Consider the following 25,926-nt stretch of genomic DNA (forward strand, 5'->3'; position numbering starts at 1 on the left):
AAGATGGCTACTGGAAAGATTGTCCAGGTAATCGGCGCCGTAGTTGACGTCGAATTCCCTCAGGATGCCGTACCGCGCGTGTACGATGCTCTTGAGGTTCAGAATGGTAACGAAAATCTGGTGCTGGAAGTTCAGCAGCAGCTCGGTGGCGGTATCGTGCGTACCATCGCCATGGGTTCTTCCGACGGTCTGCGTCGTGGTCTGGAAGTAAAAGACCTTGAGCACCCAATTGAAGTACCAGTAGGTAAAGCAACCCTGGGTCGTATCATGAACGTCCTGGGTCAGCCGATCGACATGAAAGGCGATATCGGCGAAGAAGAGCGTTGGGCTATCCACCGTTCAGCACCTTCCTATGAAGAGCTGTCCAGCTCTCAGGAACTGCTGGAAACCGGCATCAAAGTTATCGACCTGATGTGTCCGTTTGCGAAGGGCGGTAAAGTTGGTCTGTTCGGTGGTGCGGGTGTAGGTAAAACCGTAAACATGATGGAGCTGATCCGTAACATCGCGATCGAGCACTCCGGTTACTCCGTGTTTGCGGGCGTAGGTGAGCGTACTCGTGAGGGTAACGACTTCTACCACGAAATGACCGATTCTAACGTTCTGGATAAAGTATCCCTGGTTTACGGCCAGATGAACGAGCCGCCTGGAAACCGTCTGCGCGTTGCGCTGACCGGTCTGACCATGGCTGAGAAATTCCGTGACGAAGGTCGTGACGTACTGCTGTTCGTCGACAACATCTACCGTTACACCCTGGCCGGTACGGAAGTATCCGCACTGCTGGGTCGTATGCCATCAGCGGTAGGCTACCAGCCGACCCTGGCGGAAGAGATGGGTGTTCTGCAGGAACGTATCACCTCAACCAAAACCGGTTCTATTACCTCCGTTCAGGCGGTATACGTACCTGCGGATGACTTGACTGACCCATCCCCAGCAACCACCTTTGCGCACTTAGACGCAACCGTGGTACTGAGCCGTCAGATCGCGTCTCTGGGTATCTACCCGGCCGTTGACCCGCTGGACTCCACCAGCCGTCAGCTGGATCCACTGGTAGTAGGTCAGGAACACTACGACACCGCGCGTGGCGTACAGTCCCTGCTGCAGCGTTATCAGGAACTGAAAGACATCATCGCCATCCTGGGTATGGATGAACTGTCTGAAGAAGACAAACTGGTGGTAGCACGTGCGCGTAAGATCCAGCGCTTCCTGTCCCAGCCATTCTTCGTAGCAGAAGTATTTACCGGTTCTCCGGGCAAATACGTTGCGCTGAAAGACACCATCCGTGGCTTTAAAGGCATCATGGAAGGCGAATACGATCACCTGCCGGAGCAGGCGTTCTATATGGTGGGTTCCATCGACGAAGCCGTAGAAAAAGCCAAAAAACTTTAACGCCTTAATCGGAGGGTGATATGGCAATGACTTACCACCTGGACGTCGTCAGCGCAGAGCAACAAATGTTCTCTGGTCTGGTCGAGAAAATCCAGGTAACGGGTAGCGAAGGTGAACTGGGTATTTTCCCGGGTCATGCCCCGCTGCTCACCGCCATTAAGCCTGGTATGATCCGCATCGTTAAACAGTTCGGTCATGAAGAGTTTATCTATCTGTCTGGCGGCATTATTGAAGTGCAGCCTGGTAGCGTGACCGTACTGGCTGATACCGCAATTCGTGGCCAGGATCTCGACGAAGCGCGAGCTCTGGAATCGAAGCGTAAAGCAGAAGAGCACATTAAGAGCTCTCATGGCGACGTGGATTACGCTCAGGCGTCTGCAGAGCTGGCCAAAGCGATCGCGAAACTGCGCGTTATCGAGTTGACCAAAAAAGCGATGTAACACCGGCTTGAAAGCACGAAAGCCAGTCTGGTCTCCAGACTGGCTTTTTTTATGGATCTGTTTCATTAAATATGAAACTAAAACAATGTTTTATTATTTTGTGATTTAGCTCACAAAAAGATTGATCGGCAGAATTGTCAGGAGTAGACTTCGTTTTGTGATGAATATCACATAACTGAACTCCAAAAATATCAGGATGCCATCATGAAAACGATCAACAAAATCATCGCCCTTTTCAGCAACATGAACGTCTCTTTCGGTACGTTCAACCACTAAGTGCTGATATGCCGGGTGGCGCCACGCTTACCGTAGTGTGATAAGCGAAGCGCCTCTCTGGTACCTACATTTTTACCTGCGTTTTATCCAGTTTCTTCCCTTCACTGTTCACGCTTCTGCCCTTCGCGATAAAGTAGTTCGTGTTATCAACGTTTCCTGTCACCGCATCGTCGTACTCGCCTGGCTGATTACGGATCGATACGTTGCCGGTAAAGGTTCCCTGAGTTGTCACATCGCCGTATGGGCTTGGACGGAAGATGTAGTTAAAGCGCTGGTTATCCACCGCGATATTGTTCTCCACCACCAGCCTGCCGGGGTTAAAGTTATCAGTGAAGCCGTCCAGGTGATTGCCCGTGGCTTTGCTGTTGCGGATCTGATGCGCCACAGGCTGCCCTTCTCCGCCGAGCTTAAAGCCGTTACTGGTATTGTTGCTGGCAACCGAGTTCTCAATCACGACCACGCCGTTTGCGCCATCTTCAATCTTGTTGAACAGGTCAAAACCGTCGTCGATATTGTCATGGGAATAGCAACGCTCCAGCCGGTTACCTTCCCCCACCCGCATTTTCACCGCGAAGCCATCGGCGTTAATCTTGCCGGGATCTTCATTGGCGTAAGATTCAGAATCCACAACCCGGTTATAGCTTGCCCATAATGGCCGGCCAATCTTCTCCGGGGAGGAGATCTGGATCCCGGTATCGTCATTGCGGTAGGCCGTGACGCGCTCGATCAGGTTATGGCTACCCTGAACGCGCAGACTTTTGCCGGTCACGTCGATACCGTTGATATGCCAGTAGCTGGCATCAAGCAGCAGGCCGTGGATCACCACTTTCCCGTCTGCCTGCAGGGTTTTGAGTTTATCTCTGCTGCCGCTGGCAGCGACGGGGATCTCACTCTGCGGGTAATCGCCGCTTTTCAGCACCAGCTTGCCGCCGGGCGCCAGCAGGGCGATGGCGGAGGCGAGATCCAGTGGCGCATCGGCAGTGCCTTGTGCATCCGCTTTTCCGTCCGGAGCGGCATACAGGTGCGTCGTATCTCTGTCTGCAATGCGTTCGACGGTGAGCTGCTGGTTCACTGGCGTGCCATGAGCGGGCGTAAAGGTCACCGTGAAGGTGCTGGTCTGCTCCAGGCGGGCTGGCAGGGTGTACATCTCGCCTGCTTTCACCGCTTTCTCATTACCGATCACCACTTCGTTTTGTCTTACGCTAAATACCCCGTCCTCATTAGCGCGCGCCTGCAGCAGGTAATCTGGCGAAGCGCTGACCGTACCGGACGCCAGCTGCACCACGACCGGCAGTGGCTCTGCCTGCCAGGGCTCCGAAGGCACGGTATGGGCGCTGGTGGTGATGAGCGAGGCGTTAGTGACCGTAATTTTGGCATTGCGGGAGGCAAAAAAGCCGACGTAATAGTGGTCCTTGTTCTGTACCGAAATCAGGTCAGCGCGCGGCACGCGCTTGCTCACCCAGGTGTCGCTGTCCAGCGGGGCCCAGGCGGTAATAAAGCCGTCGTCGGTGCGCTGGAGTTTCAGGCGAAATTCCGGCGTCTGGCTCAGATCCACCTCTTCCTTGTAACTCTGTTTTTTAATGGCGGCTCCGGCATCACCCCACGGATGGCTGATCCCCTCCCGGGTGATAGCCTGCATTTTTACCCGCAGATGGTCTTTTTTATCCTGGGTCATGATGGCGTTCATCACCTGATTCGATGCCGCCGGAAACTCTTCATAACCCATTTTTAGCGGTTGCTGGCGCGGGTTGCCGAGGACATCGCGCACCAGCAATCCGGCGCCCTCCTGCGCGGCAGGTTTCGCGCCATTCTCCGGCCCAAACTGATCGACCCGGACAGTGGCCTGCAAAACGAAATTTTCTCCCGTTGGCAGCTCGGTATAGAAAAACGTTAAGCCGTCATGGGAGTTGGCGATTTTGCCGCCCCGGCTTTCCAGGGTGATGGCTTTTGCCAGGTCAGCGCTCTCCTGGGGCGAGAGCTTTTTCCCGTCGATGGTCACATCATTGACGCCGATTTTCTCGGGCAGCACGTTGGAGGAAAAATTCAGATCCGTTGATTGCCCAAAGGCAATGGCTTTCCAGACATGAGGTTGTTCTGTTGCCATAGCGGAAAAGGCGCTAAACATCATCAGGGCCAGAGGTATTTTAGACTTCATCTTATTCTCCTGAGTAATAATTGAGCGCTATTATCATCAGAATAAAACAGTGTTTCTTTTTTGTGTGTCACACATTCAGATAATTAAAACAGTGTTTTGCTTATAACAGGCTTTATTAATAGAGCGAAAAAATAGCTAACATGTTGGGAGGGCTGGAGAGTTCGCTAAAGGGCGCTATATTTCACAGGCAAAGCCCTTTAATCTGCGGTAAAAAGGACCTTTAATTTGCCCGAAACAGGCAACGTTGTGCGTTTTACCGCCACTCCATTTTTTGGCGCAAAATATGTAGAATTTTCAACGCCAAAGGGTTTTACTTTTCACTCAAATTACAGTCAGGACGTGTATGTTGAACACTGCAATGAGCGTGGTCATCCTTGCCGCAGGCAAAGGCACCCGCATGTATTCCGATCTTCCTAAAGTGCTGCACACCCTTGCAGGGAAAGCGATGGTGCAGCATGTCATTGATGCCGCTAACGATCTTGGCGCCAGCCAGGTGCATCTGGTCTACGGTCACGGCGGCGATCTGCTGAAGCAGACGCTACGCGATGACAAACTCAACTGGGTTCTGCAGGCAGAACAGCTGGGCACCGGCCACGCCATGCAGCAGGCCTCCCCGTTCTTCTCTGACGACGAAGACATCCTGATGCTCTACGGCGATGTGCCGTTGATCTCCGTTGAGACGCTGACCCGTCTGCGCGCCGCAAAACCGCAGGGCGGGATCGGCCTGCTGACCGTTAAGCTGGACGATCCAACCGGTTATGGCCGTATCACCCGTGATAACGGCAAGGTGACGGGCATCGTTGAGCACAAAGATGCCACCGAGGCACAGCGTGAAATTCAGGAAATTAACACCGGCATTCTGATCGCCAACGGCGCGGACATGAAGCGCTGGCTGTCACAGCTGAACAACAATAACGCCCAGGGCGAATTCTACATCACCGATATCATCGCGATGGCGTATCAGGAAGGCCGCGAGATCGCTGCCGTTCATCCGGATCGCTTAAGCGAAGTGGAAGGGGTGAACAACCGTCTTCAGCTGTCCCGTCTGGAGCGCGTATATCAGTCCGAGCAGGCTGAAAAGCTGCTGCTGGCGGGCGTGATGCTGCGCGATCCGGCGCGTTTCGATCTGCGTGGGGTGCTGAGCCACGGGCGCGACGTCGAAATCGATACTAACGTTATTCTGGAAGGCAACGTAACGCTGGGTAACCGCGTCAAAATTGGCGCCGGTTGTGTGATTAAAAACAGCGTCATTGGCGACGACTGCGAAATCAGCCCTTATAGCGTGGTTGAAGATGCTCATCTCTCCGCCGCCTGCACTATCGGGCCGTTTGCCCGCCTGCGTCCGGGCGCTGAGCTGCTGGAAGGCGCACATGTCGGCAACTTCGTCGAAATGAAAAAGGCGCGTCTGGGCAAAGGCTCGAAAGCTGGCCATCTGACCTATCTGGGCGATGCGGAGATTGGCGATAACGTGAATATCGGCGCCGGGACTATCACCTGTAACTATGACGGTGCGAACAAGTTTAAAACCATTATTGGTGACGACGTGTTTGTGGGATCGGATTCACAGCTGGTGGCGCCCGTGACGATTGGTAAAGGCGTTACCATTGCGGCGGGCACGACCGTTACCCGCAATGTGGCGGAGAACGAGTTGGTGTTAAGCCGTGTGCCGCAGGTGCATAAGCAGGGCTGGAAACGCCCGGTGAAGAAAAAGTAAGTGGATTATTTCCTCTCCCCCTCCGGGAGAGGGTTCGGGATGAGGGGATAACATAATCCCCCGCCCATCAGCAGTACCCATAAATATAACCCCACTCTCTACAAGGCTCGGGGCGCCCGGAAAGGGCATAACAGGTCAGCGACAACGCAGGCGAAAGCCTCTATTCGGAATCTAAAACTATGTGTGGAATTGTTGGCGCAGTCGCGCAGCGTGATATTGCTGAAATCCTTCTCGAAGGTTTACGTCGTCTGGAATACCGTGGTTATGACTCTGCCGGTCTGGCAGTGGTGGATGCAGAAGGGAATATGACCCGTCTGCGTCGCCTCGGTAAAGTAAACATGCTGGCACAGGCCGCGGAAGAGAACCCGCTGCACGGTGGCACAGGTATTGCCCATACCCGCTGGGCGACCCACGGTGAACCTTCGGAAGGCAACGCGCACCCGCACGTCTCTGAACACATTGTGGTGGTGCATAACGGCATCATCGAAAACCATGAACCGCTGCGTGAAGAGCTTATCGCGCGTGGTTACACCTTCGTCTCTGAAACCGACACCGAAGTGATTGCCCACCTGGTTCACTGGGAGCTGGAGCAGGGCGGTACGCTGCGTGAGGCCGTACTGCGTGCGATCCCACAGCTGCGCGGCGCCTACGGCACCGTGATCATGGACAGCCGCGACCCGTCTACCTTGCTGGCAGCCCGCTCTGGCAGCCCGATGGTGATTGGCCTGGGGATGGGGGAGAACTTTATCGCCTCCGATCAGCTGGCGCTGCTGCCGGTGACCCGTCGCTTTATCTTCATGGAAGAGGGCGATATTGCAGAAGTGACCCGCCGTGACGTCAAAATCTTTGATAAATCTGGCGAGCCGGTAAAACGTCAGGATATCGAATCCAACCTGCAGTACGACGCGGGTGATAAAGGCGCTTACCGTCACTACATGCAGAAAGAGATCTACGAGCAGCCGAATGCCATCAAAAACACCCTGACCGGGCGTATCAGCCACGGCGAAGTGGATTTGAGCGAACTGGGGGCTAACGCCAACGAAATGCTGGCAAAAGTTGAGCACATTCAGATCGTGGCCTGCGGCACCTCTTACAACTCCGGTATGGTTTCCCGCTACTGGTTTGAAGCGCTGGCAGGCGTGCCGTGCGACGTGGAGATCGCCTCCGAGTTCCGCTATCGCAAATCAGCCGTGCGTCGTAACAGCCTGATGATCACCCTGTCTCAGTCCGGCGAAACCGCTGATACCCTGGCGGCGCTGCGTCTCTCCAAAGAGCTGGGCTATCTGGGCTCGCTGGCCATCTGCAACGTACCGGGCTCCTCGCTGGTGCGTGAGTCTGACCTGGCGCTGATGACCAAAGCCGGTACCGAAATCGGCGTGGCCTCCACCAAAGCGTTCACCACTCAGCTGACGGTCCTGCTGATGCTGGTGGCGAAACTGGCCCGTCTGAAAGGTCAGGATGCGGCAATTGAGCACGATATTGTGCACGGTCTGCAGGCGCTGCCGAGCCGTATTGAGCAGATGCTCTCCCAGGACAAGCGCATTGAAGCGCTGGCGGAAGATTTCTCCGACAAGCATCACGCCCTGTTCCTGGGTCGTGGCGATCAGTATCCGATTGCTCTGGAAGGCGCCCTGAAGCTCAAAGAGATCTCCTATATCCACGCTGAAGCCTACGCGGCAGGTGAGCTGAAACACGGCCCACTGGCGCTGATCGATGCGGATATGCCGGTTATCGTGGTGGCACCGAACAACGAACTGCTGGAAAAACTGAAGTCCAACATCGAAGAAGTCCGCGCCCGTGGCGGCGTGCTCTATGTCTTCGCGGATCAGGATGCCGGCTTTACCAGCAGCGACAACATGCACATCATCGAGATGCCGCATGTGGAAGAGGTCATTGCTCCTATCTTCTATACCGTTCCGCTGCAGCTGCTGGCTTACCACGTTGCGCTGATCAAAGGCACCGACGTCGACCAGCCGCGTAACCTGGCGAAGTCCGTTACCGTAGAGTAATCCTCTCAGGCTCCACCTTCGGGTGGAGCTTTTTTTATCCTTCCTGCCCGTTTTTTCGCCTGCTTTTTTGCCCTGCGTTCTATGACAATCTGTCATCTTCGGCTATTTTTTTCAGTGTCACAGAAAGAAAATTTTTCTGAAATCAATGCGTCATATTTCGCTTTAACTTATTGATAAAGATGCTTTAATTTGCTTAATTTTCTGCGCAATTTTCGTTGTCATAAAACTGTCATAATTCGTACATTTATCTGTCACCTCTTTGTCCTATTTTGCTCATCGTAGCCACTAAACAACGATTTACGAAAATCTTGCAGGAGACATTATGAAAGTTATGCGTACCACTGTCGCAACTGTTGTCGCCGCGACCTTATCGATGAGCGCGTTCTCTGTATTTGCAGAGGCAAGCCTGACTGGCGCTGGTGCAACCTTCCCTGCGCCGGTGTATGCCAAATGGGCTGATACTTACCAGAAAGAGACTGGTAACAAGGTGAACTACCAGGGTATCGGCTCCTCCGGTGGCGTTAAACAAATTACCGCAAATACCGTTGATTTCGGCGCATCCGACGCTCCGCTGTCTGATGAAAAACTGACGCAGGAAGGCCTGTTCCAGTTCCCGACCGTTATCGGTGGTGTTGTGCTGGCGGTAAATATCCCTGGCCTGAAGTCCGGCGAGCTGGTGCTGGATGGTAAAACCCTGGGTGATATCTACCTCGGCAAAATCAAAAAATGGGATGACGAAGCCATCACTAAACTGAACCCGGGCGTGAAACTGCCTTCGCAGAACATCGCTGTGGTTCGTCGTGCTGACGGCTCCGGTACCTCCTTCGTCTTCACCAGCTACCTGGCGAAAGTGAACGAAGAGTGGAAATCCAAAGTCGGTTCCGGCTCTACCGTTAACTGGCCGACCGGTCTGGGCGGTAAAGGTAACGACGGTATCGCCGCGTTCGTACAGCGTCTGCCTGGCTCAATCGGCTACGTAGAATACGCTTACGCCAAGCAGAACAACCTGGCGTACACCAAACTGGTTTCTGCCGACGGCAAACCGGTCAGCCCAACTGAAGAGAACTTTGCTAACGCGGCTAAAGGCGCTGACTGGAGCAAATCCTTCGCTCAGGATCTGACCAACCAGAAAGGCGACAATGCATGGCCAATCACCTCTACCACCTTCATCCTGGTCCACAAGGATCAGAAGAAGCCAGAGCAGGGTGCTGAAGTGCTGAAGTTCTTCGACTGGGCATACAAAAATGGCGGCAAACAGGCTAACGACCTGGATTACGCCAGCCTGCCGGACAGCGTGGTTGAGCAGATTCGTGCTGCATGGAAAACCAACGTGAAAGACAGCAGCGGTAAAGCGCTGTACTAACAGGATATTTTTGACGAAGATGGCGGGTGGCGCTAGCGCTAACCCGCTCTACGGTTCCGACTGTAGGCCCGGCAAGCGTAAGCGTCACCGGGCATATTCGTAAGACGTCTCAAACAGAAGAGTAATTTATGGCTGCAACCAAGCCTGCATTTAACCCTCCGGGTAAAAAAGGTGACATGATTTTCAGCGCGCTGGTAAAACTGGCTGCGCTGATTGTGCTATTGCTGCTGGGCGGCATTATCGTGTCCCTGATTTTCTCCTCCTGGCCGAGCATCCAGAAATTTGGTTTCTCCTTCCTGTGGACCAAAGAGTGGGATGCGCCGAACGATATCTACGGTGCGCTGGTGCCTATCTACGGCACGCTGGTGACCTCGTTTATCGCGCTGCTGATTGCGGTGCCGGTGAGCTTCGGTATCGCCCTGTTCCTGACCGAACTGGCGCCAAACTGGCTGCGACGCCCGCTGGGTATTGCCATTGAACTGCTGGCGGCCATTCCAAGTATCGTTTACGGCATGTGGGGTCTGTTTATCTTCGCTCCGCTGTTCGCGACCTATTTTCAGGAGCCGGTAGGTAACGTCCTTTCCGCCATCCCGTTTGTGGGCGCGCTGTTCTCCGGTCCGGCTTTCGGTATCGGCATCCTGGCGGCAGGCGTGATCCTCGCCATCATGATTATTCCGTACATTGCGGCGGTCATGCGCGATGTCTTCGAACAGACCCCGGTGATGATGAAAGAGTCGGCCTACGGTATCGGCTGCACCACCTGGGAAGTTATCTGGCGTATCGTCCTGCCGTTCACCAAAAATGGTGTAATCGGCGGCATTATGCTGGGTCTGGGTCGTGCGCTGGGTGAAACCATGGCAGTGACCTTTATCATCGGTAACACCTACCAGCTCGACAGCGCCTCGCTCTATATGCCGGGTAACAGCATTACCTCGGCGCTGGCAAACGAATTCGCCGAAGCGGAGTCGGGCCTGCACGTAGCTGCGCTGATGGAACTGGGCTTAATTCTGTTTGTTATCACCTTCATTGTTCTGGCGATCTCCAAGCTGATGATCATGCGCCTGGCGAAAAATGAGGGGGCACGCTAATGGCTACGCTCGAAATGCAAAATACCGCGGAGCTGGCGGAATCCCGCCGCAAAATGCAGGCGAAACGCCGCATGAAAAACCGCCTCGCCCTGACGCTCTCCATGGCGACCATGGCGTTTGGTCTGTTCTGGCTGATCTGGATCCTGTTCTCCACGGTGGCGCGTGGTATCGACGGCATGTCGTGGGCGTTGTTTACCGAAATGACACCGCCGCCAAATACGGCAGGTGGTGGTCTGGCGAACGCCCTGGCGGGCAGCGGCCTGCTGATCCTCTGGGCGACCGTCTTCGGCACGCCACTTGGCATCATGGCGGGCATTTACCTGGCGGAGTATGGCCGTAAATCCTGGATTGCTGAAGTGATTCGCTTCATTAACGACATCCTGCTCTCTGCCCCATCGATTGTGGTCGGCCTGTTCGTCTACACCATCGTGGTGGCGCAGATGGAACACTTCTCCGGCTGGGCGGGTGTGATTGCGCTGGCGCTGCTGCAGGTGCCTATCGTTATTCGTACCACCGAGAACATGCTGAAACTGGTGCCGGACAGCCTGCGTGAAGCGGCCTACGCACTGGGTACGCCAAAGTGGAAGATGATTTCTGCCATCACCCTGAAAGCCTCCATCTCGGGGATCCTGACAGGTGTGCTGCTGGCCGTTGCCCGTATCGCCGGTGAAACGGCACCGCTGCTCTTTACCGCGCTCTCAAACCAGTTCTGGAGCACGGACATGATGCAGCCGATCGCCAACCTGCCGGTGACGATCTTTAAATTTGCGATGAGCCCGTTTGCCGAATGGCAGTCACTGGCCTGGGCCGGGGTATTGATTATTACCCTGTGCGTACTGTTACTGAACATTCTGGCGCGCGTTATTTTCGCGAAGAAGAAACACGGTTAATTATTGACGGCGTGGCACGCTGCGGCGCCGGATGAGGAAATGAGTCAATGAGTATGGTGAATACTGCTCCGGGTAAACTTTCGGTTCGTGACCTGAACTTCTACTACGGTAAGTTCCATGCCCTGAAGAACATCAACCTGGATATTGCTAAAAACCAGGTTACCGCGTTCATCGGTCCGTCTGGCTGCGGTAAGTCCACGCTGCTGCGTACCTTTAACAAAATGTATTCGCTTTATCCGGAGCAGCGCGCCGAAGGCGAGATCCTGCTGGATGGCGACAACATTCTGACCAATACCCAGGATATCGCTCTGCTGCGCGCGAAAGTGGGTATGGTGTTCCAGAAGCCTACGCCATTCCCGATGTCGATTTATGACAACATCGCCTTTGGCGTGCGCCTGTTCGAGAAGCTCTCCCGCGCCGATATGGATGAACGTGTGCAGTGGGCTTTGACCAAGGCCGCATTGTGGAACGAAACCAAAGATAAACTTCACCAGAGCGGGTACTCTCTCTCCGGTGGTCAGCAGCAGCGTCTGTGCATTGCGCGCGGTATCGCCATTCGCCCGGAAGTGTTGCTGCTGGATGAGCCGTGCTCAGCGCTGGACCCGATCTCCACCGGGCGTATTGAAGAGCTGATCACCGAGCTGAAAGCGGATTACACCGTGGTGATCGTGACCCACAACATGCAGCAGGCTGCCCGTTGTTCCGACCACACAGCATTTATGTACCTGGGCGAGTTGATTGAGTTCAGTAAAACGGACGACCTGTTCACCAAGCCTGCGAAGAAACAAACAGAAGACTACATCACCGGACGCTACGGCTGATTCAGGAGTGCGCAATGGATAATCTCAATCTTAATAAACATATTTCCGGCCAGTTTAACGCAGAGCTGGAGAGTATCCGCACCCAGGTGATGACCATGGGCGGTATGGTAGAGCAGCAGCTTTCTGACGCGATCACCGCAATGCATAACCAGGACAGCGAGCTGGCGAAGCGCGTGGTAGAAGGCGACAAACACGTCAACATGATGGAAGTGGCGATCGATGAAGCCTGCGTGCGCATTATCGCCAAGCGTCAGCCGACAGCGAGCGACCTGCGTCTGGTGATGGCGATCATCAAAACTATCGCCGAGCTGGAACGTATTGGCGACGTGGCGGACAAAATTTGCCGCACCGCGCTGGAGAAATTCTCTCAGCAACACCAGCCGCTGCTGGTGAGCCTGGAGTCGCTGGGGCGTCACACCGTGCAGATGCTGCATGATGTGCTGGATGCCTTTGCGCGTATGGATCTGGATGAAGCGGTACGCATTTATCGGGAAGATAAGAAAGTCGACCAGGAGTACGAAGGCATCGTGCGCCAGCTGATGACCTACATGATGGAAGATACGCGAACCATTCCAAGCGTACTGACCGCGCTGTTCTGCGCCCGTTCTATCGAGCGTATCGGTGACCGTTGCCAGAACATTTGCGAATACATCTTCTACTTCGTGAAGGGCCAGGATTTCCGCCATGTGGGTGGAGACGAGCTGGACAAGATGCTGGCGGGTAAAGATCCGAAAGAGTAATACCCTCCTCTCATCACGCCAGTACTTACTGGCGTGATTATTTCTGGTGCAATCACATTATTTACCTTCATCCGTTGCCTGACGACCGAAACGCGCTAACGTGGGACGAAAAACAGCAAAGGATGGAACATGAAAAAATCATTAGCATGCCTGGCTATGGCAATCAGTATTGGAATAAGTACTGGAATGCCGGTTAACGCCGCCCCCTTTCCTGCCACACCCGATCCGGCGATGCCGGTTAGCCACTATGTCACGCAGGTTAATACGGATAAAAGTATTACCTTTCGCCTGTTTGCGCCTGCTGCGAAGCGGGTCTCCGTGGTGACGGGATCGATGCCGGAAACCTGGGTTTCCCATGATATGACGAAAGATAAAAATGGCGTCTGGTCATGGAAAAGCGAGCCTATGGCACCGAACCTGTATGAATATTTCTACGATATTGACGGTTTTCGCTCCAGCGACACGGGCAGCCGCTATCCAAAACCCCAGCGCCAGGTCAATACCAGCCTGATTCTGGTCCCCGGCAGCATTCTGGACGATCGTCCGGTTCCCCATGGCGATCTGACCACCCTGACCTGGCATTCGCAGGCGCTCAACGCTGAACGCCGCGTCTATGTCTGGACCCCGCCGGGATATAACGGTAAAGGCGAACCGTTACCGGTTCTCTATTTCTATCATGGGTTTGGGGATACCGGCCTTTCAGCCATCGATCAGGGCCGCCTGCCGCAAATCATGGATAACCTGATGGCCGAGGGTAAAATCAAACCTATGCTGGTGGTCGTGCCCGACACGGAGACCGACATTCCGGAGGCGATTCCTGAAAACTTCCCGCCTGCCGAAAGACGCAAAACCTTTTATCACCTCAACGCTAAAGCGGCAGATCAAGAGCTGATGAGCGAGATAGTTCCGCTGATTGATACCCGCTTCAACGTGCGTAAAGAGGCGGAGGGCCGCGCGCTGGCGGGTCTGTCGCAGGGGGGATATCAAGCGCTGGTGTCCGGAATGAATCACCTGGACAGCTTTGGCTGGCTGGGAACCTTCAGCGGCGTTACCACAACTACCGTACCTGACGAGGGCGTAGCCGCAAGATTTAAGCAGCCCGATGTTATCAACGGACAGCTGCATAATTTTACGGTAGTGGTAGGAGAGCATGATTCGGTTACCGGAAAAGATATCGCCGGGCTGAAAGCGGAGCTGGAAAAGCAGGGCATCAAATTTGACTACAAGCTGTATCCCGGACTGAATCACGAAATGGACGTCTGGCGTCCGGCCTATGCGGAATTTGTACAAAAACTCTTTAAGTAAAAATATCAGCCCTCCCCGTTCGGGGAGGGCATTTGCTTAGCGGGTAATATTCCAGCCGCGTGCCTTCCAGAGTGCAGGCAGCTGCGCCAGATCGGTAAAGGTTGTCACCTTCGGATGGTCGAGCGGCGGGTTATGCGGATCGGCGCAGAAGTAGAACACCTCCATGCCCGCGGCGATCCCCGCCTGCGCACCCGCGCTGGAGTCATCCACCAGGATACAGTTCTCCACGTTGACGTTCATCGCTTTCGCCGCATGGAACATCATGGCCGGATCGGGCTTCCAGCGCTGAATATCGTAGCCGCTGAACAGTTTTTCCGGGAAATGGTGCAGCATCTGTAACTTGCCAAGGGAGTGCTGCATTTTGCTCACCGGGCCGTTAGAGACCACGCACATCGGCACCGCCATGGCATCCAGCAGGGCGCTGGCCCCGGCGATCGCTTCCAGTTCCGAGTCGAAAAGGCGTGCGACCTCGGCGCGGTAAACAGGCTCCAGATCCGCTTTCGCGAGGCTGACGCCGTGTTCGGCATTAATGATGTCGATGATCTCGTAGAGCTTCACGCCCTTAAAGCGTTTGAAGGTCTCTTCGAGATCGAGCGTGATACCAAATTCCTGGAACATGGTGACATACGCCCGGGAACAGATGACCTCACTGTCGACCAGCGTACCGTCGCAGTCGAAAAATACCGCATCAATCTGAGACATGCCTTTCCCTTTCTTAACAAGTTTAACGTTTACGTAATGCATAACGGTGTGACGCAATCGTTGCCGTATAAGCAGATGCAATGAAAAAAAGTACCTCACAACCGCCCTTATTGTCGCATTTTGGTATAGGATAGCGACGGATTTTCCCTCCCTGTTCGGAAATAGATAATGAGTCAACAACACACTACCCAGTCTTCTGGCGCGGGTTTGCTTGAGCGCGTGTTTAAACTGCGCGAGCACGGCACGACGGCACGCACCGAAGTGATCGCCGGTTTCACTACCTTCCTGACGATGGTCTATATCGTTTTCGTGAACCCACAAATTCTGGGCGTTGCTGGCATGGACACCAGCGCCGTCTTCGTTACGACCTGTCTTATCGCCGCCTTCGGCAGCATCCTGATGGGGCTGTTCGCTAATCTGCCGGTTGCCCTGGCACCGGCGATGGGCCTCAACGCTTTCTTCGCCTTCGTCGTGGTTCAGGCGATGGGCCTGCCGTGGCAGGTGGGCATGGGCGCCATCTTCTGGGGCGCGGTCGGTCTGCTGCTGCTGACCATTTTCCGCGTGCGTTACTGGATGATTGCTAATATCCCGGTCAGCCTGCGCGTAGGTATCACCAGCGGTATCGGCCTGTTTATTGGCATGATGGGGCTGAAAAACGCCGGCGTGATCGTGGCGAACCCGGAGACCCTGGTCAGCATCGGTAAACTCACCTCCCACAGCGTGCTGCTGGGTGTGCTGGGCTTCTTCATCATCGCGATTCTGGCCTCACGCAATATCCATGCGGCGGTGCTGGTGTCGATTATTGTCACTACCCTGCTGGGCTGGATGCTGGGCGATGTACATTACAACGGCATCGTCTCCGCGCCGCCGAGCGTCTCCACGGTGATTGGTCACGTCGATCTGGCGGGCTCGCTGAACCTGGGTCTGGCCGGGGTGATCTTCTCCTTCATGCTGGTGAACCTGTTTGACTCCTCCGGGACGCTGATTGGCGTGACCGACAAGGCCGGTCTGGCGGATGAGAAGGGCAAATTCCCGCGTATGAAGCAGGCGCTGTTTGTGGACAGCATCTCCTCCGTAACCGGCTCCTTTATCGGTACCTCCTCTGTGACCGCCTACATCGAATCCTCTTCCGGGGTCTCCGTGGGTGGCCGTACCGGCCTGACCGCTGTCGTCGTCGGCCTGCTGTTCCTGCTGGTGATCTTCCTCTCTCCGCTGGCCGGTATGGTGCCGCCCTACGCTGCCGCAGGCGCGCTGATTTACGTGGGTGTGCTGATGACCTCCAGCCTGGCGCGCGTGAAATGGGATGACCTGACCGAAGCGGTGCCGGCGTTTATCACTGCGGTGATGATGCCGTTCAGTTTCTCCATCACCGAAGGCATTGCGCTGGGCTTTATCTCTTACTGTGTTATGAAGGCGGGAACCGGGCGCTGGCGTGAAATCAGCCCGTGCGTGATGGTCGTTGCGCTGCTGTTCATTCTGAAGATTGCGTTTATCGACGCGTAATAAAAAAAGCCCTTTTCTCAGAAAAGGGCTTTAATTTTTGTCCCTTCTTTTACGCTTTTACCCGCTGGATATACTTCCCGAACGCGCTCAGCTGTCCGCTCAGGTGATCCAGCGTGCTCTGGTCAATCACTTCACCCGTCTGCGGATCGACCTTGTTCTGAATCACGCCACCCATAAATTCCGGTTTGTTCATTACCATCGCGTCGAGGAAGACCAGGATCTGGCGCAGATGATACTGGCAGCGCGCACCGCCAATCGCCCCCATTGAGCTGGTCTGGATCAGCACCGGCTTGCCTGCCAGCGGCTGCTCCGGCAGACGAGAAAGCCAGTCGATAGCGTTCTTTAAGCCACCCGGCACGGAGTAGTTATATTCCGGAGTCACGATCACCACGCCGTCTGCCTGGCGGATCTGTTCTGCCAGCGCTTCTACGGCAGCAGGGAATCCCTCTTCCTGCTGTATATCGGCGTCGTACAGCGGGATATCACCGATCGACGGCAGGGCGCTAATTGCCATCCCCTCAGGCGCCAGCTTCGGCAGAGTGCGGGCAACCATGCCGTTAAATGAACCTTTGCGCAGGCTTCCCAGTAACGTAACAACATTCAACGTATCAGACATCACTACTCCTTCTTCATCATGATGGCCCTGCTGAAGGGTCAGGTAAGGGTAATCGCTTTCTCCGCCGGTAAACTGGTGAGTCGCATCAGGCGTGCTGCCGGCTCGTTGGCGCGGGCAGGAACATCCGGCAGACCGTTCCATCCAAGGCGGCTATCGAATGCCCAGATTTTTAACCGTTCAATAACCGGGGTGACGGCAACAGACCAGATCAGCACATCTTCGGCATCGCTTAAGGCTTCCACCTGCGCGGCTCTGGATGCTCGTAGACGACCTGAGCCCGGTAACAGTTGTAGCAGGCTGGCGCAGTCGCTGGCGTCGCCTGACAGTTTACGAATGCTCTGGCGCAGGGTAATGAGCTGTGCTCTGGCTTCGTTGGGTCGGTCCGGTTTCGCACCCCTTAGGTCCCGTTGCTGGATAAGGGGTAGGTGTCGTGAGCGTGGGTACCATCCATGCTGCGAATGGTCCGCTGCAGCTCCATATCCAGGCCGCAGTCGCCTTCCGTGGTCAGCGCCAGACCCACGATATTGCCGGCGTAGGCAATAGAAAAACGGGGAAGCGCAGGATCGGCAAAAACCGGGCGACCCTCAGGTTCGGTAATTACGTCCGGCAGCTCGCTGGTGCCGTAAAGCATAAACATCAGTTCAGCAAGCAGCGATCGGGAAGCCAAAAATCGCGCCCGACGATGTTCCGGAAGCTTCCGCGCTTCGATATGACAGGATGGAGAGAGTCTGGTCGAAACCAGCCGCCCCTCGGTCAGCGTCCCTCTTGCAAAATGCGTTGCCATTTTTCGCTCCATGATAATGGTCAGTAGACGGGTTAAACGTTTACATCATTATCGCTTAACTGATCTACTGTTTTAATGGCTAAATGGGGGTAAGGGAAGTTTTGCAGCGGAACTTTACACTTTCTTAGCCAAAAACCGGACCGTTAGCGCAATGGAGAACCATACAGCGCCTTAATGGTTTCTCTCAGCCAGAGGATTTTAGGGTTGTGGCTGTTACGCTTATGCCAGATCAGGGTGAAGGGAACGGTGAGCTTTTGCGCCTGCGCTTCATCGATGGGGATTGGCAGGGTAACCAGCTTCCGCTGGTGGAGCTGATTATAGTGATGGCAGTAGTGCGGCGCGGTGGCAATATAATTATGGCCCGGCTGTGCCGCCATAAACATCGACTGCTCGAATCCAGGCAGGCTCATGGCGATATTACGCGTACGTCCCATCTCTCTCAGCACCTCATCCAGCGCCCAGGTGTCGCTCCGCTCCCAGAAGATGCTGATATGCGGATAGCGGAGGAAGGTCTCCAGATCCCACGTCTCCTGGAGAGCGGGATGGTCCTCGCGCAGATAGACGCAAGGGCGGTCGCTGAAGAGAATTTCGTAGTCGATAAACCACGGCATCAGCTTCAGTAACTCCCGGGAGCGCGGGTGCGTTTCGCGCCCGGTAAAACCGAGATCGACCTCCCCGCGGGTAATGGCGTCCAGCGAATCGTAATCCCAGTGGCGCATCTTCACGGTCGCCTGTGGGTAACGCTGATTCACCTGTTCCAGTAGCGCGTTAAAGCGGATCAGCATCAGCGGCGTTTCCGCCGCCAGCTCAAAGGTCAGGCCGCCGGGAGAGTCATGGTGGAATTTATCGAGGATCTGGTTGCCAATCTGCATCCAGTCGGCCAGATCCTGTTCCAGACTCACCGTCAGCGGGGTGGGCAGCAACCCCAGAGGGGTCTTTACAAACAGCGGATCGTCAAACCAGTCGCGCAGCTTCGCCAGTGATTTACTCACCGCGGACGGCGTAACGTTCATCCGTTTCGCGGCTTTGGTGACGCTGCGTTCCTGCAGCAAAAGCTGCAGGCACAACAACAGGTTAAGATCGAGACTGCTGAGGGGCTTCTTCATGATGTGCTGCGGGCCGGATGACCATAAGTAGGGTGATGCTGAGCATGCTACAGCCAATCAGAACCCCGATCAGCATATTCAGTGCATTCAGCCCGATTATCGCCGCCAGCCAAATCCACAGCGACGAGCCGCAGACCTGAGTAATACCCAGCACCGAGCTTGCCACTCCCGCTCGCAGCGCAAACGGCCCTAATGCCTGGCTCATTGCCACGCCAAACCCCATCGAGAACCCGGCGCAAACCAGGGTAATACCGGCCAGCATCAGGGCAGGAGAGCTGGCTGTCGCCAGCACCACGCCCGCCGCCAGGAACAGTACCTGCGAGGTCAGTATCAGCGTGCGCTGGCGGAAGATATTCAGTGCAAACGGCGCCGAAAAGGAGACGACCATGCTGACTAGCGCGGTTAACGCCATCACCGTAGAATACTCGCCGCGATCGAAACCCATGATTTCCATTAATAACACCGGGGAAGCGTTTACATAGGTCAGGATCACCGCCACGCTCAGGGTGGTGATCAGCAGCCGGCTAATGAAGAAGCGGTTAAGCAGCGTCTCCTCCGGCGGAACCGACGCCGTGTGACCAGGGTTTTGCGCTCCCGGATGGGTCTCTTTCAGCACCGCGATAGAGAGGATAAAAACCAGCATTCCCATCGCCGCCATGGCCCAGAAGAGGCTCTGCCACGGGAATTGCAGCATGATCAGGTAGCCCACCACCGGTGCCAGCACCGGAATAATACAGGTGATACCGTTTATCATGGAGAGCACCTTGGCGCGTCGCTGGGTGCTTAAGGTGTCACGCAAAATCGCAAACGCCACCACGTAGCAGCCGCCCGCGCCGATGCCCTGGATAAAGCGCCCGGCCAGAAACAGCGTACTCTCCTGCGCCAGAGAGCAGAGCACCGATGCCAGGGCAAAAATTACCGCCCCGGTAATGGCGACGGGCTGCCGTCCGGCTTTATCGGCAATCTTTCCGGCAAACACCATCGATGACGCCATCCCCGCGAGGTAGGCTGAAAACGCGATATGCAGCTGCGCTTCGCTGGCGCCCAGATCGCGGGCGATGTGCGGCAGCCCCACCAGATACATATCAATGCCCGATGGATAAAGCAGCACCAGCGCAAAACTACAAAACAGAAAACGAGCCATAAACCCCCCATAAATGCAGGCATGAAGCATAGGGGGAGAAGGAAGGTTTAGCGAGTTGCCATTTGGACAAAGGTGATTTCCTGGCAGGAAAGCCACCTCAGCGTGAGGTGGCTTACAGGAACGCAGGCAGGATCAACCGAAGCGCGGCAGGAAATTAAAGGTATTACCGAACCAGCAAAAAATGACCACGACCCCGAAGAGGATCACCAGAGAAGGGATCGCTATCCCGCCCCAGACGGTAAACATCTTATCCGGGAATTTCTGTCTCGCTTTCAACGCGAGCAGGGCCGGGACAATGACCGCCCATAGGGTTGCACACAGCCCGGCACCGCCAATTCCGTAGATAAAGCCGTTCGGGAAGATAAGGTAGAGCAAAGTGGGCGGCAGGAAGGTCAGCATGATTGTCTTCAGACGACCGGAGGGGGAATTATCCAGTTTAAAGAGGTCGGCAAGGTAATCGAACAAGCCTAGCGTGACGCCAAAGAAGGAGCTGGCGACGGCTAAATTGGAGAACACCAGTAAGCAAAATTCGATGACCCCGTGCTGGCGGGTGCCAAGGAAAGATTTCACCAGCGAATCGACGTTGCCCCCGGATGAGATGATCTCGTTGAAGCTGTCGCGGGTGATATTCCCCATCGTGCAATACAACCAGAACAGATAGATAAAAAGCGCCAGCAGCGAGCCAAACACAAGGCTTTTTATCAGTTTATCTTTCCGCTTCCCATAGCAGATGATCAGGCTGGGAATATTGCCATGAAAACCAAACGACGCCAGGCAGACGGGCAGGGCCATAAAGATATAGGGGAAGTAGCTGGTATTGCTGGCAGAGGTAACGTTGCTGTCTCTTAATATCGAGTAATCAACCTGAAAGAAAAATGACCCAAAAACAACGATAAAGGCGATGATCTTAATGCCTAAAAACAGCGAGGTAATCCTGCTGGCGGCTAATGAGCTGAACCACAACACCGCCGCGACAAAGAGCGCCGTACTGACACCCACAATGCGCGGGTTCACATGCGTGCCCTGATTCATGGCGATGGTTTCACTTATGATTGCGCCATTGGCCGAGATATAGGCATAGGTCAGGATATAAAGCACAAAGGCGACCGTGAAACCACTTACGATATTCCATTTATTGCCAAGCAGATCTTTGGTGACCGTATTAAAACTTGAACCGACAGGATAGTTTAAATTTGCTTCCAGCAATAACAACCCGGAGTGAAGCATTGAAAACCAGGCAATAATTAAAATAAAGGCACCCCAAAAAAACCATGCCCCTGCCAGATCCACGGGTAAAGCAAACATTCCCCCGCCAATAACGGTACCTGCTATAACCATGACACCCCAAACCGAAGAGTGTTTAGTCTCTAATTCTAAAGCGTTATCCATGGTGCCCCCATCAATTATGGTAAGCCTGATGTTATTGATATATTTACTTTGTGGGTGGCTAATATTATTTAGCCACCCGGGGACAGAAGGTTAAACTTCTTTGAGTTTTGCAGTGAAGTGGCGTAATACTTTAGGTTCGTAGGTGAAGGTTAACCCTTTTATATTCTTCGCATTTTCTTTAACGTGTTTAAAGGCTTCGACGATGAAATCCATATGCGATTGCGTATACGTGGCCCGCGGAATCGTTAAACGCAGCAGCTCTGCCGGGCAAGGTAATTGTTTACCTGTTTTCGGATCGCGGCCTAATAAGAACGAACCGATCTCAACTGCGCGGATACCCGCTACTTTATAGAGCTCACAGGCCAGCGCCTGCGCCGGGAACTGTTCTGCTGGAATGTGCGGCAATAACTTACCCGCATCCACGAAGGCAGCATGGCCCCCCGCCTGCTGGCAAACCACCCCGATGGCTTCCAGGCCGTCAACCAGGTACTGCACCTGATTAATCCGGTAGGCCAGCCAGTCCTGGCCCATGCCATCATGCAGGCCAACAGCCAGACGCTCCATCGCGCCACCTTCAAGGCCACCGTAAGTCGGGAACCCTTCCTGAACGACGCACAACGTTCTGCACTCGGTGTAGACGTCGAAGTAGTCATCGTTCTTGATGCACAGCAACCCGCCCATGGGCACCATGGCATCTTTCTTGGCGGACATCGCCAGCATATCCGCGTACTTGTAGGTTTCCCGGGTTATTTCCGCGATAGTCCAGTCTTTATATTCCGCTTCGCGTTTCTGAATAAACCAGGCGTTTTCTGCGAAGCGCGCAGAATCCATGACGACCGGGATATCGTATTTTCTGGCAATCGCATACATCGCTTTCAGATTCGCCAGCGACACTGGCTGCCCACCGGCGGAGTTGCTGGTGATGGTTGCGACAATATAAGGCACGTTACTCGGCCCCACTTCTTCGATGCCGTTTTCCAGACCCTGCAGGTCAAAGTTGCCTTTAAAATCGTAACGGACGCCGGTATCGAATGCTTCCTTAATATAGACGTTACGGACGGTGCAGCCATTTATCTGGCTATGCCCCTGCGTGGTGTCAAAGAAGTAGTTCGAGAAGGCGACCATTTTCGAGCGGTCTAACCCCTTCTCCTGCTCGCGTTTTTTGATTAACACAGGAATATAAATCTGCTCGGCGCCGCGTCCCTGATGGGTCGGGATAGTATATTGATAGCCGAAAATTTCTTTCACCGCGTCGGACAGCGCATAGTAGCTGCGGCTTCCGCTATAGGCTTCGTCACCGCGCAGCATGGCGGCCTGCATATTTTGTGTGACAGCGCCAGTGCCGCTGTCGGTCAGTAAATCAATAAACACGTCTTCGCTATCCAGCAGGAAAGGGTTCATCCCGGATTTAATAATAGCGTTTTCGCGATGCTCCCTTGTGGTGCGTTTAACTGGCTCAATAACTCTGATGCGAAATGGCTCTGGTAAATGTTTGAAGTTTTCCATTATATCATTCCTGTTTTTATTGCAGCGGTGCTGGTGGCTATTTTAATAACCATTAATACAGGCATGCCTGGGCCTGCCATACCGCTACGCAACCGGGAGAATATATTTCACCGACAGAGACGTGCAGAGGCACAATTGCAGCCTTATGGGCGCAATGATTTCAGGCATACCGGATAAATAGAGTGTTAATCTATTCAGGTTGCATAGAGAATGAGAAGCGAAGGGAGATTAAGGATGGTGATTGACAATTTTATTGTCAATATTGAACCACTTAGAAGTGATATATGTATTTAAGATAATCATCATTGATTTATCCTCATTAGACACGCTACTACACTATTCGAATGAGAATATTTGTCTATGCGCGGTGATATTAATTGTGATTGTAATCACAGAGAATATAACAGGCGTATTTGGTATTTATTCAGGTAATATGAGAAAAGAAAAAGCCGCAATAACAGCGATGCTATTGCGGCTTTTTTGCAGTTAACTGCAACGGGTTTATTTCCCGATGCAGAAGCTGGAGAAGATGCGACCCAGCAGATCGTCCGAGGTAAACTCCCCGGTGATCTCGCTTAACGCCTGCTGCGCCAGACGCAGCTCTTCCGCCAGCAACTCTCCGGCCCAGGCGCCGAGCAGCTGCGCTTTACCCTGATCCAGATGCTGTGCCGCCTCTTCCAGCGCCTGCAGATGGCGACGACGGGCGAGGAAGCCGCCCTCCATGCTGGTATCAAAGCCCATGCTCTGCTTCAGATGGTTGCGCAGCTCATCCACACCTTCGCCGGTACGTGCCGACAGACGGATAAGTGAGTGACCATTCACATCGCTGATACCCAGCGTTTCGCCGGTAACGTCCGCTTTGTTACGCACCACGGTGATCGGCAGTTTTGCTGGCAGGCGGGCGATAAAGTCTGGCCAGATTTCGGCCGGGTCAACGGCGGCGGTGGTAGTCCCGTCCACCATAAACAGCACCCGGTCGGCCTGCTCGATCTCGTGCCAGGCGCGCTCGATACCGATACGCTCCACTTCGTCACTGGCATCGCGTAAGCCCGCGGTGTCGATGATATGCAGCGGCATACCGTCGATATGAATGTGTTCCCGCAGCACGTCGCGAGTGGTACCGGCTATGTCGGTGACAATTGCCGCTTCGCGCCCCGCCAGGGCATTCAGCAGGCTCGATTTCCCGGCGTTCGGACGCCCGGCAATGACCACCTTCATCCCTTCGCGCAGCAGGCTGCCCTGACGCGCCTCGGCGCGTACCGCGTCGAGATCGTTCATCACTTCGTTAAGCTGGGCTTCGATTTTGCCATCGGAGAGGAAGTCGATCTCCTCATCCGGGAAATCAATGGCTGCTTCCACGTAGATGCGCAGGTGAGTAAGTGCTTCCACCAGATGGTTAACGCGCGCGGAAAAGGCGCCCTGCAGCGAGTTCAGCGCCGAGCGCGCGGCCTGTTCAGAGCTGGCGTCGATCAGGTCGGCAATCGCTTCTGCCTGGGCCAGATCCAGCTTGTCGTTCAGAAACGCCCGCTCGGAGAACTCGCCCGGTTTGGCGATGCGTAGGCCCGGCAGGGTCAGAATGCGTTTTAACAGCAGGTCGAGGATCACCGGCCCGCCGTGGCCCTGCAGTTCGAGCACGTCTTCGCCGGTAAAGGAGTTCGGGCCCGGGAACCAGAGTGCGATGCCCTGGTCCAGCGCCGTTCCGTCGCTATCTTTAAAGGGCAGATAATCGGCATAGCGTGGCTTTGGCAGTTTACCCAGCACCGCTTCTGCCACCTCGCGCGCCTTCAGGCCGGAGATACGCAGAATGCCCACACCACCGCGTCCCGGTGGGGTTGCCTGGGCGACGATAGTGTCGTTATGGCTCATGATTTGTCTCTTCTTAACGCAATAAAAAAGGCGGTCTGATGACCGCCTTTATTTTAGCTACAGCCTACTTGGGATCAGGAGCTTTTCTTTTCGCGGCTATGCAGGCCACGTTTTTCCAGACCACGGTAGATCAGCTGTTGCTGAAGGATGGTTACCAGGTTGCTGACGATATAGTACAGCACCAGACCTGACGGGAACCACAGGAAGAACACGGTGAAGATGACCGGCATAAAGGTCATGATCTTCTGCTGCATCGGGTCGGTCACGGTGGTCGGCGACATCTTCTGGATGAAGAACATCGTCACGCCCATCAGGATCGGCAGGATGTAGTACGGGTCCTGTGCGGAGAGGTCATGGATCCACAGCGCGAATGGCGCGTGGCGCAGCTCAACGGAGCCCATCAGCATGTAGTAGAGCGCAAGGAAGATAGGCATCTGGATCAGCAGCGGGAAGCAGCCACCCAGCGGGTTCACTTTCTCGGCTTTGTACAGGGCCATCATCTCCTGGCTCTGACGCTGCTTGTCATCGCCCAGACGCTCACGCATCGCCTGAATCTTCGGCTGCAGCATACGCATCTTCGCCATGGAGGTGTACTGCGCTTTGGTCAGCGGGTACATGATGCCACGAACGATAAAGGTGATAACGATGATGGAGAAGCCCCAGTTACCCAGGAAGCTGTGGATCCACTTCAGCAGCTTGAACAGCGGCTGAGAGATGAACCACAACCAACCGTAGTCTACGGTCAGGTCCAGGTGCGGCGCCACGGCAGCCATTTTGTCCTGGATTTCCGGGCCGACCCACAGGGTGCTGGCCAGCGTACCGGTTTGACCCGGCTGAACCAGAACCGGCTGAGACTTATAGCCGATAGCGGCAACACCGTTACCCAGGTTCGCGGTATAGAAGTTGTTGGTACCGTCGTTATTCGGGATCCACGCGGTAGCGAAATACTGCTGCAGCATCGCAACCCAGCCGCCTTTGGAGCTGACGTTCAGGTTTTCGTTATCGGCGATGGTGTCGAACTTGTATTTCTCATATTTCGCGTCTGGCGTAGAGTACGCTGCGCCGCGGAAGGTGTGCAGCGCGAAGTTGCTGCTTCCGGTGGCGCGGTGCGACGGCAGATTGA

At 54.7% G+C, this 25,926-nt stretch carries 21 protein-coding genes and 1 pseudogene; 11 read left to right on the forward strand and 11 right to left on the reverse strand.

The window, feature by feature from the left end:
• Positions 1–3: 3 nt before the first annotated feature.
• Positions 4–1,386, forward strand: coding sequence for a F0F1 ATP synthase subunit beta (gene atpD / locus WFM46_RS08420; RefSeq protein WP_103177609.1), 1,383 nt, complete (start codon positions 4–6; stop codon positions 1,384–1,386).
• Positions 1,387–1,406: 20 nt separating this feature from the next.
• Positions 1,407–1,826 carry a F0F1 ATP synthase subunit epsilon gene (locus WFM46_RS08425; protein WP_039032217.1) on the forward strand — a complete coding sequence of 140 codons (420 nt, stop codon included), beginning with the start codon at positions 1,407–1,409 and terminating at the stop codon, positions 1,824–1,826.
• Positions 1,827–2,166: 340 nt separating this feature from the next.
• Here WFM46_RS08425 and WFM46_RS08430 read toward each other — a convergent pair whose 3' ends face one another.
• Complete coding sequence (locus WFM46_RS08430; RefSeq protein ID WP_336997435.1) at positions 2,167–4,257, reverse strand: right-handed parallel beta-helix repeat-containing protein; 2,091 nt, start codon at positions 4,255–4,257, stop codon at positions 2,167–2,169.
• Between the two features lie 343 nt (positions 4,258–4,600).
• Between WFM46_RS08430 and glmU the strand changes: the two genes are divergently transcribed.
• From glmU to WFM46_RS08470, 8 genes are all read left to right on the forward strand, one after another.
• A complete protein-coding gene (gene glmU / locus WFM46_RS08435; protein WP_103177611.1) occupies positions 4,601–5,971 on the forward strand; it encodes a bifunctional UDP-N-acetylglucosamine diphosphorylase/glucosamine-1-phosphate N-acetyltransferase GlmU in 1,371 nt (456 codons plus the stop codon).
• 179 nt (positions 5,972–6,150) lie between these two features.
• Positions 6,151–7,980, forward strand: a complete 1,830-nt coding sequence (gene glmS, locus WFM46_RS08440) for a glutamine--fructose-6-phosphate transaminase (isomerizing) (protein ID WP_103177612.1) — start codon at positions 6,151–6,153, stop codon at positions 7,978–7,980.
• 322 nt (positions 7,981–8,302) lie between these two features.
• Positions 8,303–9,343 carry a phosphate ABC transporter substrate-binding protein PstS gene (gene pstS / locus WFM46_RS08445; protein WP_103177613.1) on the forward strand — a complete coding sequence of 347 codons (1,041 nt, stop codon included), beginning with the start codon at positions 8,303–8,305 and terminating at the stop codon, positions 9,341–9,343.
• Positions 9,344–9,471: 128 nt separating this feature from the next.
• Entirely contained in the window at positions 9,472–10,431 is a 960-nt protein-coding gene (gene pstC / locus WFM46_RS08450) for a phosphate ABC transporter permease PstC (RefSeq protein ID WP_103177614.1), read from the forward strand.
• Complete coding sequence (gene pstA, locus WFM46_RS08455; RefSeq protein ID WP_103177615.1) at positions 10,431–11,321, forward strand: phosphate ABC transporter permease PstA; 891 nt, start codon at positions 10,431–10,433, stop codon at positions 11,319–11,321. Before pstC ends, pstA begins: the two co-directional genes overlap by 1 nt.
• A gap of 47 nt (positions 11,322–11,368) precedes the next feature.
• Positions 11,369–12,142 (forward strand): phosphate ABC transporter ATP-binding protein PstB, encoded by a 774-nt coding sequence (gene pstB / locus WFM46_RS08460; RefSeq protein WP_103177616.1) that lies wholly within the window; start codon positions 11,369–11,371, stop codon positions 12,140–12,142.
• Positions 12,143–12,156: 14 nt separating this feature from the next.
• Positions 12,157–12,882: a phosphate signaling complex protein PhoU gene (gene phoU, locus WFM46_RS08465; RefSeq protein ID WP_103177617.1), complete on the forward strand. Its 726-nt coding sequence runs from the start codon at positions 12,157–12,159 to the stop codon at positions 12,880–12,882.
• Between the two features lie 156 nt (positions 12,883–13,038).
• Entirely contained in the window at positions 13,039–14,187 is a 1,149-nt protein-coding gene (locus tag WFM46_RS08470) for an esterase (RefSeq protein ID WP_442913450.1), read from the forward strand.
• Between the two features lie 36 nt (positions 14,188–14,223).
• On the opposite strand, the gene yieH is transcribed toward WFM46_RS08470, so the two are convergent.
• Positions 14,224–14,889, reverse strand: coding sequence for a 6-phosphogluconate phosphatase (gene yieH / locus WFM46_RS08475; RefSeq protein WP_103177619.1), 666 nt, complete (start codon positions 14,887–14,889; stop codon positions 14,224–14,226).
• Positions 14,890–15,057: 168 nt separating this feature from the next.
• Here yieH and adeP point away from each other — a divergent pair, with 168 nt between their 5' ends.
• The gene (gene adeP, locus WFM46_RS08480) at positions 15,058–16,392 is read left to right on the forward strand and encodes an adenine permease AdeP (RefSeq protein ID WP_139156311.1); all 1,335 of its coding nucleotides are present in this window, start codon (positions 15,058–15,060) and stop codon (positions 16,390–16,392) included.
• A 49-nt stretch (positions 16,393–16,441) separates the two neighbouring features.
• Here the strand turns inward: adeP and WFM46_RS08485 are convergent, their stop codons facing one another.
• From WFM46_RS08485 to yidC, 9 genes and pseudogenes are all read right to left on the reverse strand, one after another.
• On the reverse strand, positions 16,442–17,008 hold the full coding sequence (locus WFM46_RS08485; protein ID WP_103177621.1) for an NADPH-dependent FMN reductase: 567 nt from the start codon (positions 17,006–17,008) through the stop codon (positions 16,442–16,444).
• Between the two features lie 38 nt (positions 17,009–17,046).
• Positions 17,047–17,792 (reverse strand): annotated as a pseudogene (locus tag WFM46_RS08490) (4'-phosphopantetheinyl transferase family protein).
• A 143-nt stretch (positions 17,793–17,935) separates the two neighbouring features.
• Complete coding sequence (yidZ, locus tag WFM46_RS08495; RefSeq protein ID WP_336997437.1) at positions 17,936–18,898, reverse strand: HTH-type transcriptional regulator YidZ; 963 nt, start codon at positions 18,896–18,898, stop codon at positions 17,936–17,938.
• The gene (locus tag WFM46_RS08500) at positions 18,867–20,042 is read right to left on the reverse strand and encodes an MFS transporter (protein ID WP_103177624.1); all 1,176 of its coding nucleotides are present in this window, start codon (positions 20,040–20,042) and stop codon (positions 18,867–18,869) included. Before WFM46_RS08500 ends, yidZ begins: the two co-directional genes overlap by 32 nt.
• 132 nt (positions 20,043–20,174) lie before the next feature.
• Positions 20,175–21,431, reverse strand: a complete 1,257-nt coding sequence (gene tnaB / locus WFM46_RS08505; RefSeq protein ID WP_336997438.1) for a low affinity tryptophan permease TnaB — start codon at positions 21,429–21,431, stop codon at positions 20,175–20,177.
• 90 nt (positions 21,432–21,521) lie between these two features.
• A complete protein-coding gene (tnaA, locus tag WFM46_RS08510) occupies positions 21,522–22,937 on the reverse strand; it encodes a tryptophanase (protein ID WP_103177626.1) in 1,416 nt (471 codons plus the stop codon).
• Between the two features lie 228 nt (positions 22,938–23,165).
• Positions 23,166–23,243, reverse strand: coding sequence for a tryptophanase leader peptide (gene tnaC / locus WFM46_RS23820; RefSeq protein ID WP_350028380.1), 78 nt, complete (start codon positions 23,241–23,243; stop codon positions 23,166–23,168).
• 195 nt (positions 23,244–23,438) lie between these two features.
• Positions 23,439–24,803, reverse strand: coding sequence for a tRNA uridine-5-carboxymethylaminomethyl(34) synthesis GTPase MnmE (mnmE, locus tag WFM46_RS08515; protein WP_336997439.1), 1,365 nt, complete (start codon positions 24,801–24,803; stop codon positions 23,439–23,441).
• 74 nt (positions 24,804–24,877) lie between these two features.
• The coding region (gene yidC / locus WFM46_RS08520; RefSeq protein WP_336997440.1) for a membrane protein insertase YidC at positions 24,878–25,926 on the reverse strand (1,049 nt) is incomplete at its 5' end.

The sequence above is a fragment of the Leclercia sp. M50 genome, from assembly GCF_037150775.1.
Lineage (GTDB): Bacteria > Pseudomonadota > Gammaproteobacteria > Enterobacterales > Enterobacteriaceae > Enterobacter.

What these genes read in the sequence shown, in the direction of transcription:
- pstC (WP_103177614.1), top strand. Translation starts at nt 9,472, where the DNA reads ATGGCTGCAACCAAGCCTGCATTTAACCCTCCGGGTAAAAAAGGTGAC.
- yidZ (WP_336997437.1), bottom strand. Translation starts at nt 18,898, where the DNA reads ATGAAGAAGCCCCTCAGCAGTCTCGATCTTAACCTGTTGTTGTGCCTG.
- adeP (WP_139156311.1), top strand. Translation starts at nt 15,058, where the DNA reads ATGAGTCAACAACACACTACCCAGTCTTCTGGCGCGGGTTTGCTTGAG.
- glmS (WP_103177612.1), top strand. Translation starts at nt 6,151, where the DNA reads ATGTGTGGAATTGTTGGCGCAGTCGCGCAGCGTGATATTGCTGAAATC.
- WFM46_RS08470 (WP_442913450.1), top strand. Translation starts at nt 13,039, where the DNA reads ATGGCAATCAGTATTGGAATAAGTACTGGAATGCCGGTTAACGCCGCC.
- pstS (WP_103177613.1), top strand. Translation starts at nt 8,303, where the DNA reads ATGAAAGTTATGCGTACCACTGTCGCAACTGTTGTCGCCGCGACCTTA.
- phoU (WP_103177617.1), top strand. Translation starts at nt 12,157, where the DNA reads ATGGATAATCTCAATCTTAATAAACATATTTCCGGCCAGTTTAACGCA.
- yieH (WP_103177619.1), bottom strand. Translation starts at nt 14,889, where the DNA reads ATGTCTCAGATTGATGCGGTATTTTTCGACTGCGACGGTACGCTGGTC.
- mnmE (WP_336997439.1), bottom strand. Translation starts at nt 24,803, where the DNA reads ATGAGCCATAACGACACTATCGTCGCCCAGGCAACCCCACCGGGACGC.
- tnaB (WP_336997438.1), bottom strand. Translation starts at nt 21,431, where the DNA reads ATGGATAACGCTTTAGAATTAGAGACTAAACACTCTTCGGTTTGGGGT.
- pstB (WP_103177616.1), top strand. Translation starts at nt 11,369, where the DNA reads ATGAGTATGGTGAATACTGCTCCGGGTAAACTTTCGGTTCGTGACCTG.
- WFM46_RS08500 (WP_103177624.1), bottom strand. Translation starts at nt 20,042, where the DNA reads ATGGCTCGTTTTCTGTTTTGTAGTTTTGCGCTGGTGCTGCTTTATCCA.
- tnaA (WP_103177626.1), bottom strand. Translation starts at nt 22,937, where the DNA reads ATGGAAAACTTCAAACATTTACCAGAGCCATTTCGCATCAGAGTTATT.
- tnaC (WP_350028380.1), bottom strand. Translation starts at nt 23,243, where the DNA reads ATGATGATTATCTTAAATACATATATCACTTCTAAGTGGTTCAATATT.
- atpD (WP_103177609.1), top strand. Translation starts at nt 4, where the DNA reads ATGGCTACTGGAAAGATTGTCCAGGTAATCGGCGCCGTAGTTGACGTC.
- glmU (WP_103177611.1), top strand. Translation starts at nt 4,601, where the DNA reads ATGTTGAACACTGCAATGAGCGTGGTCATCCTTGCCGCAGGCAAAGGC.
- WFM46_RS08430 (WP_336997435.1), bottom strand. Translation starts at nt 4,257, where the DNA reads ATGAAGTCTAAAATACCTCTGGCCCTGATGATGTTTAGCGCCTTTTCC.
- pstA (WP_103177615.1), top strand. Translation starts at nt 10,431, where the DNA reads ATGGCTACGCTCGAAATGCAAAATACCGCGGAGCTGGCGGAATCCCGC.
- WFM46_RS08425 (WP_039032217.1), top strand. Translation starts at nt 1,407, where the DNA reads ATGGCAATGACTTACCACCTGGACGTCGTCAGCGCAGAGCAACAAATG.
- WFM46_RS08485 (WP_103177621.1), bottom strand. Translation starts at nt 17,008, where the DNA reads ATGTCTGATACGTTGAATGTTGTTACGTTACTGGGAAGCCTGCGCAAA.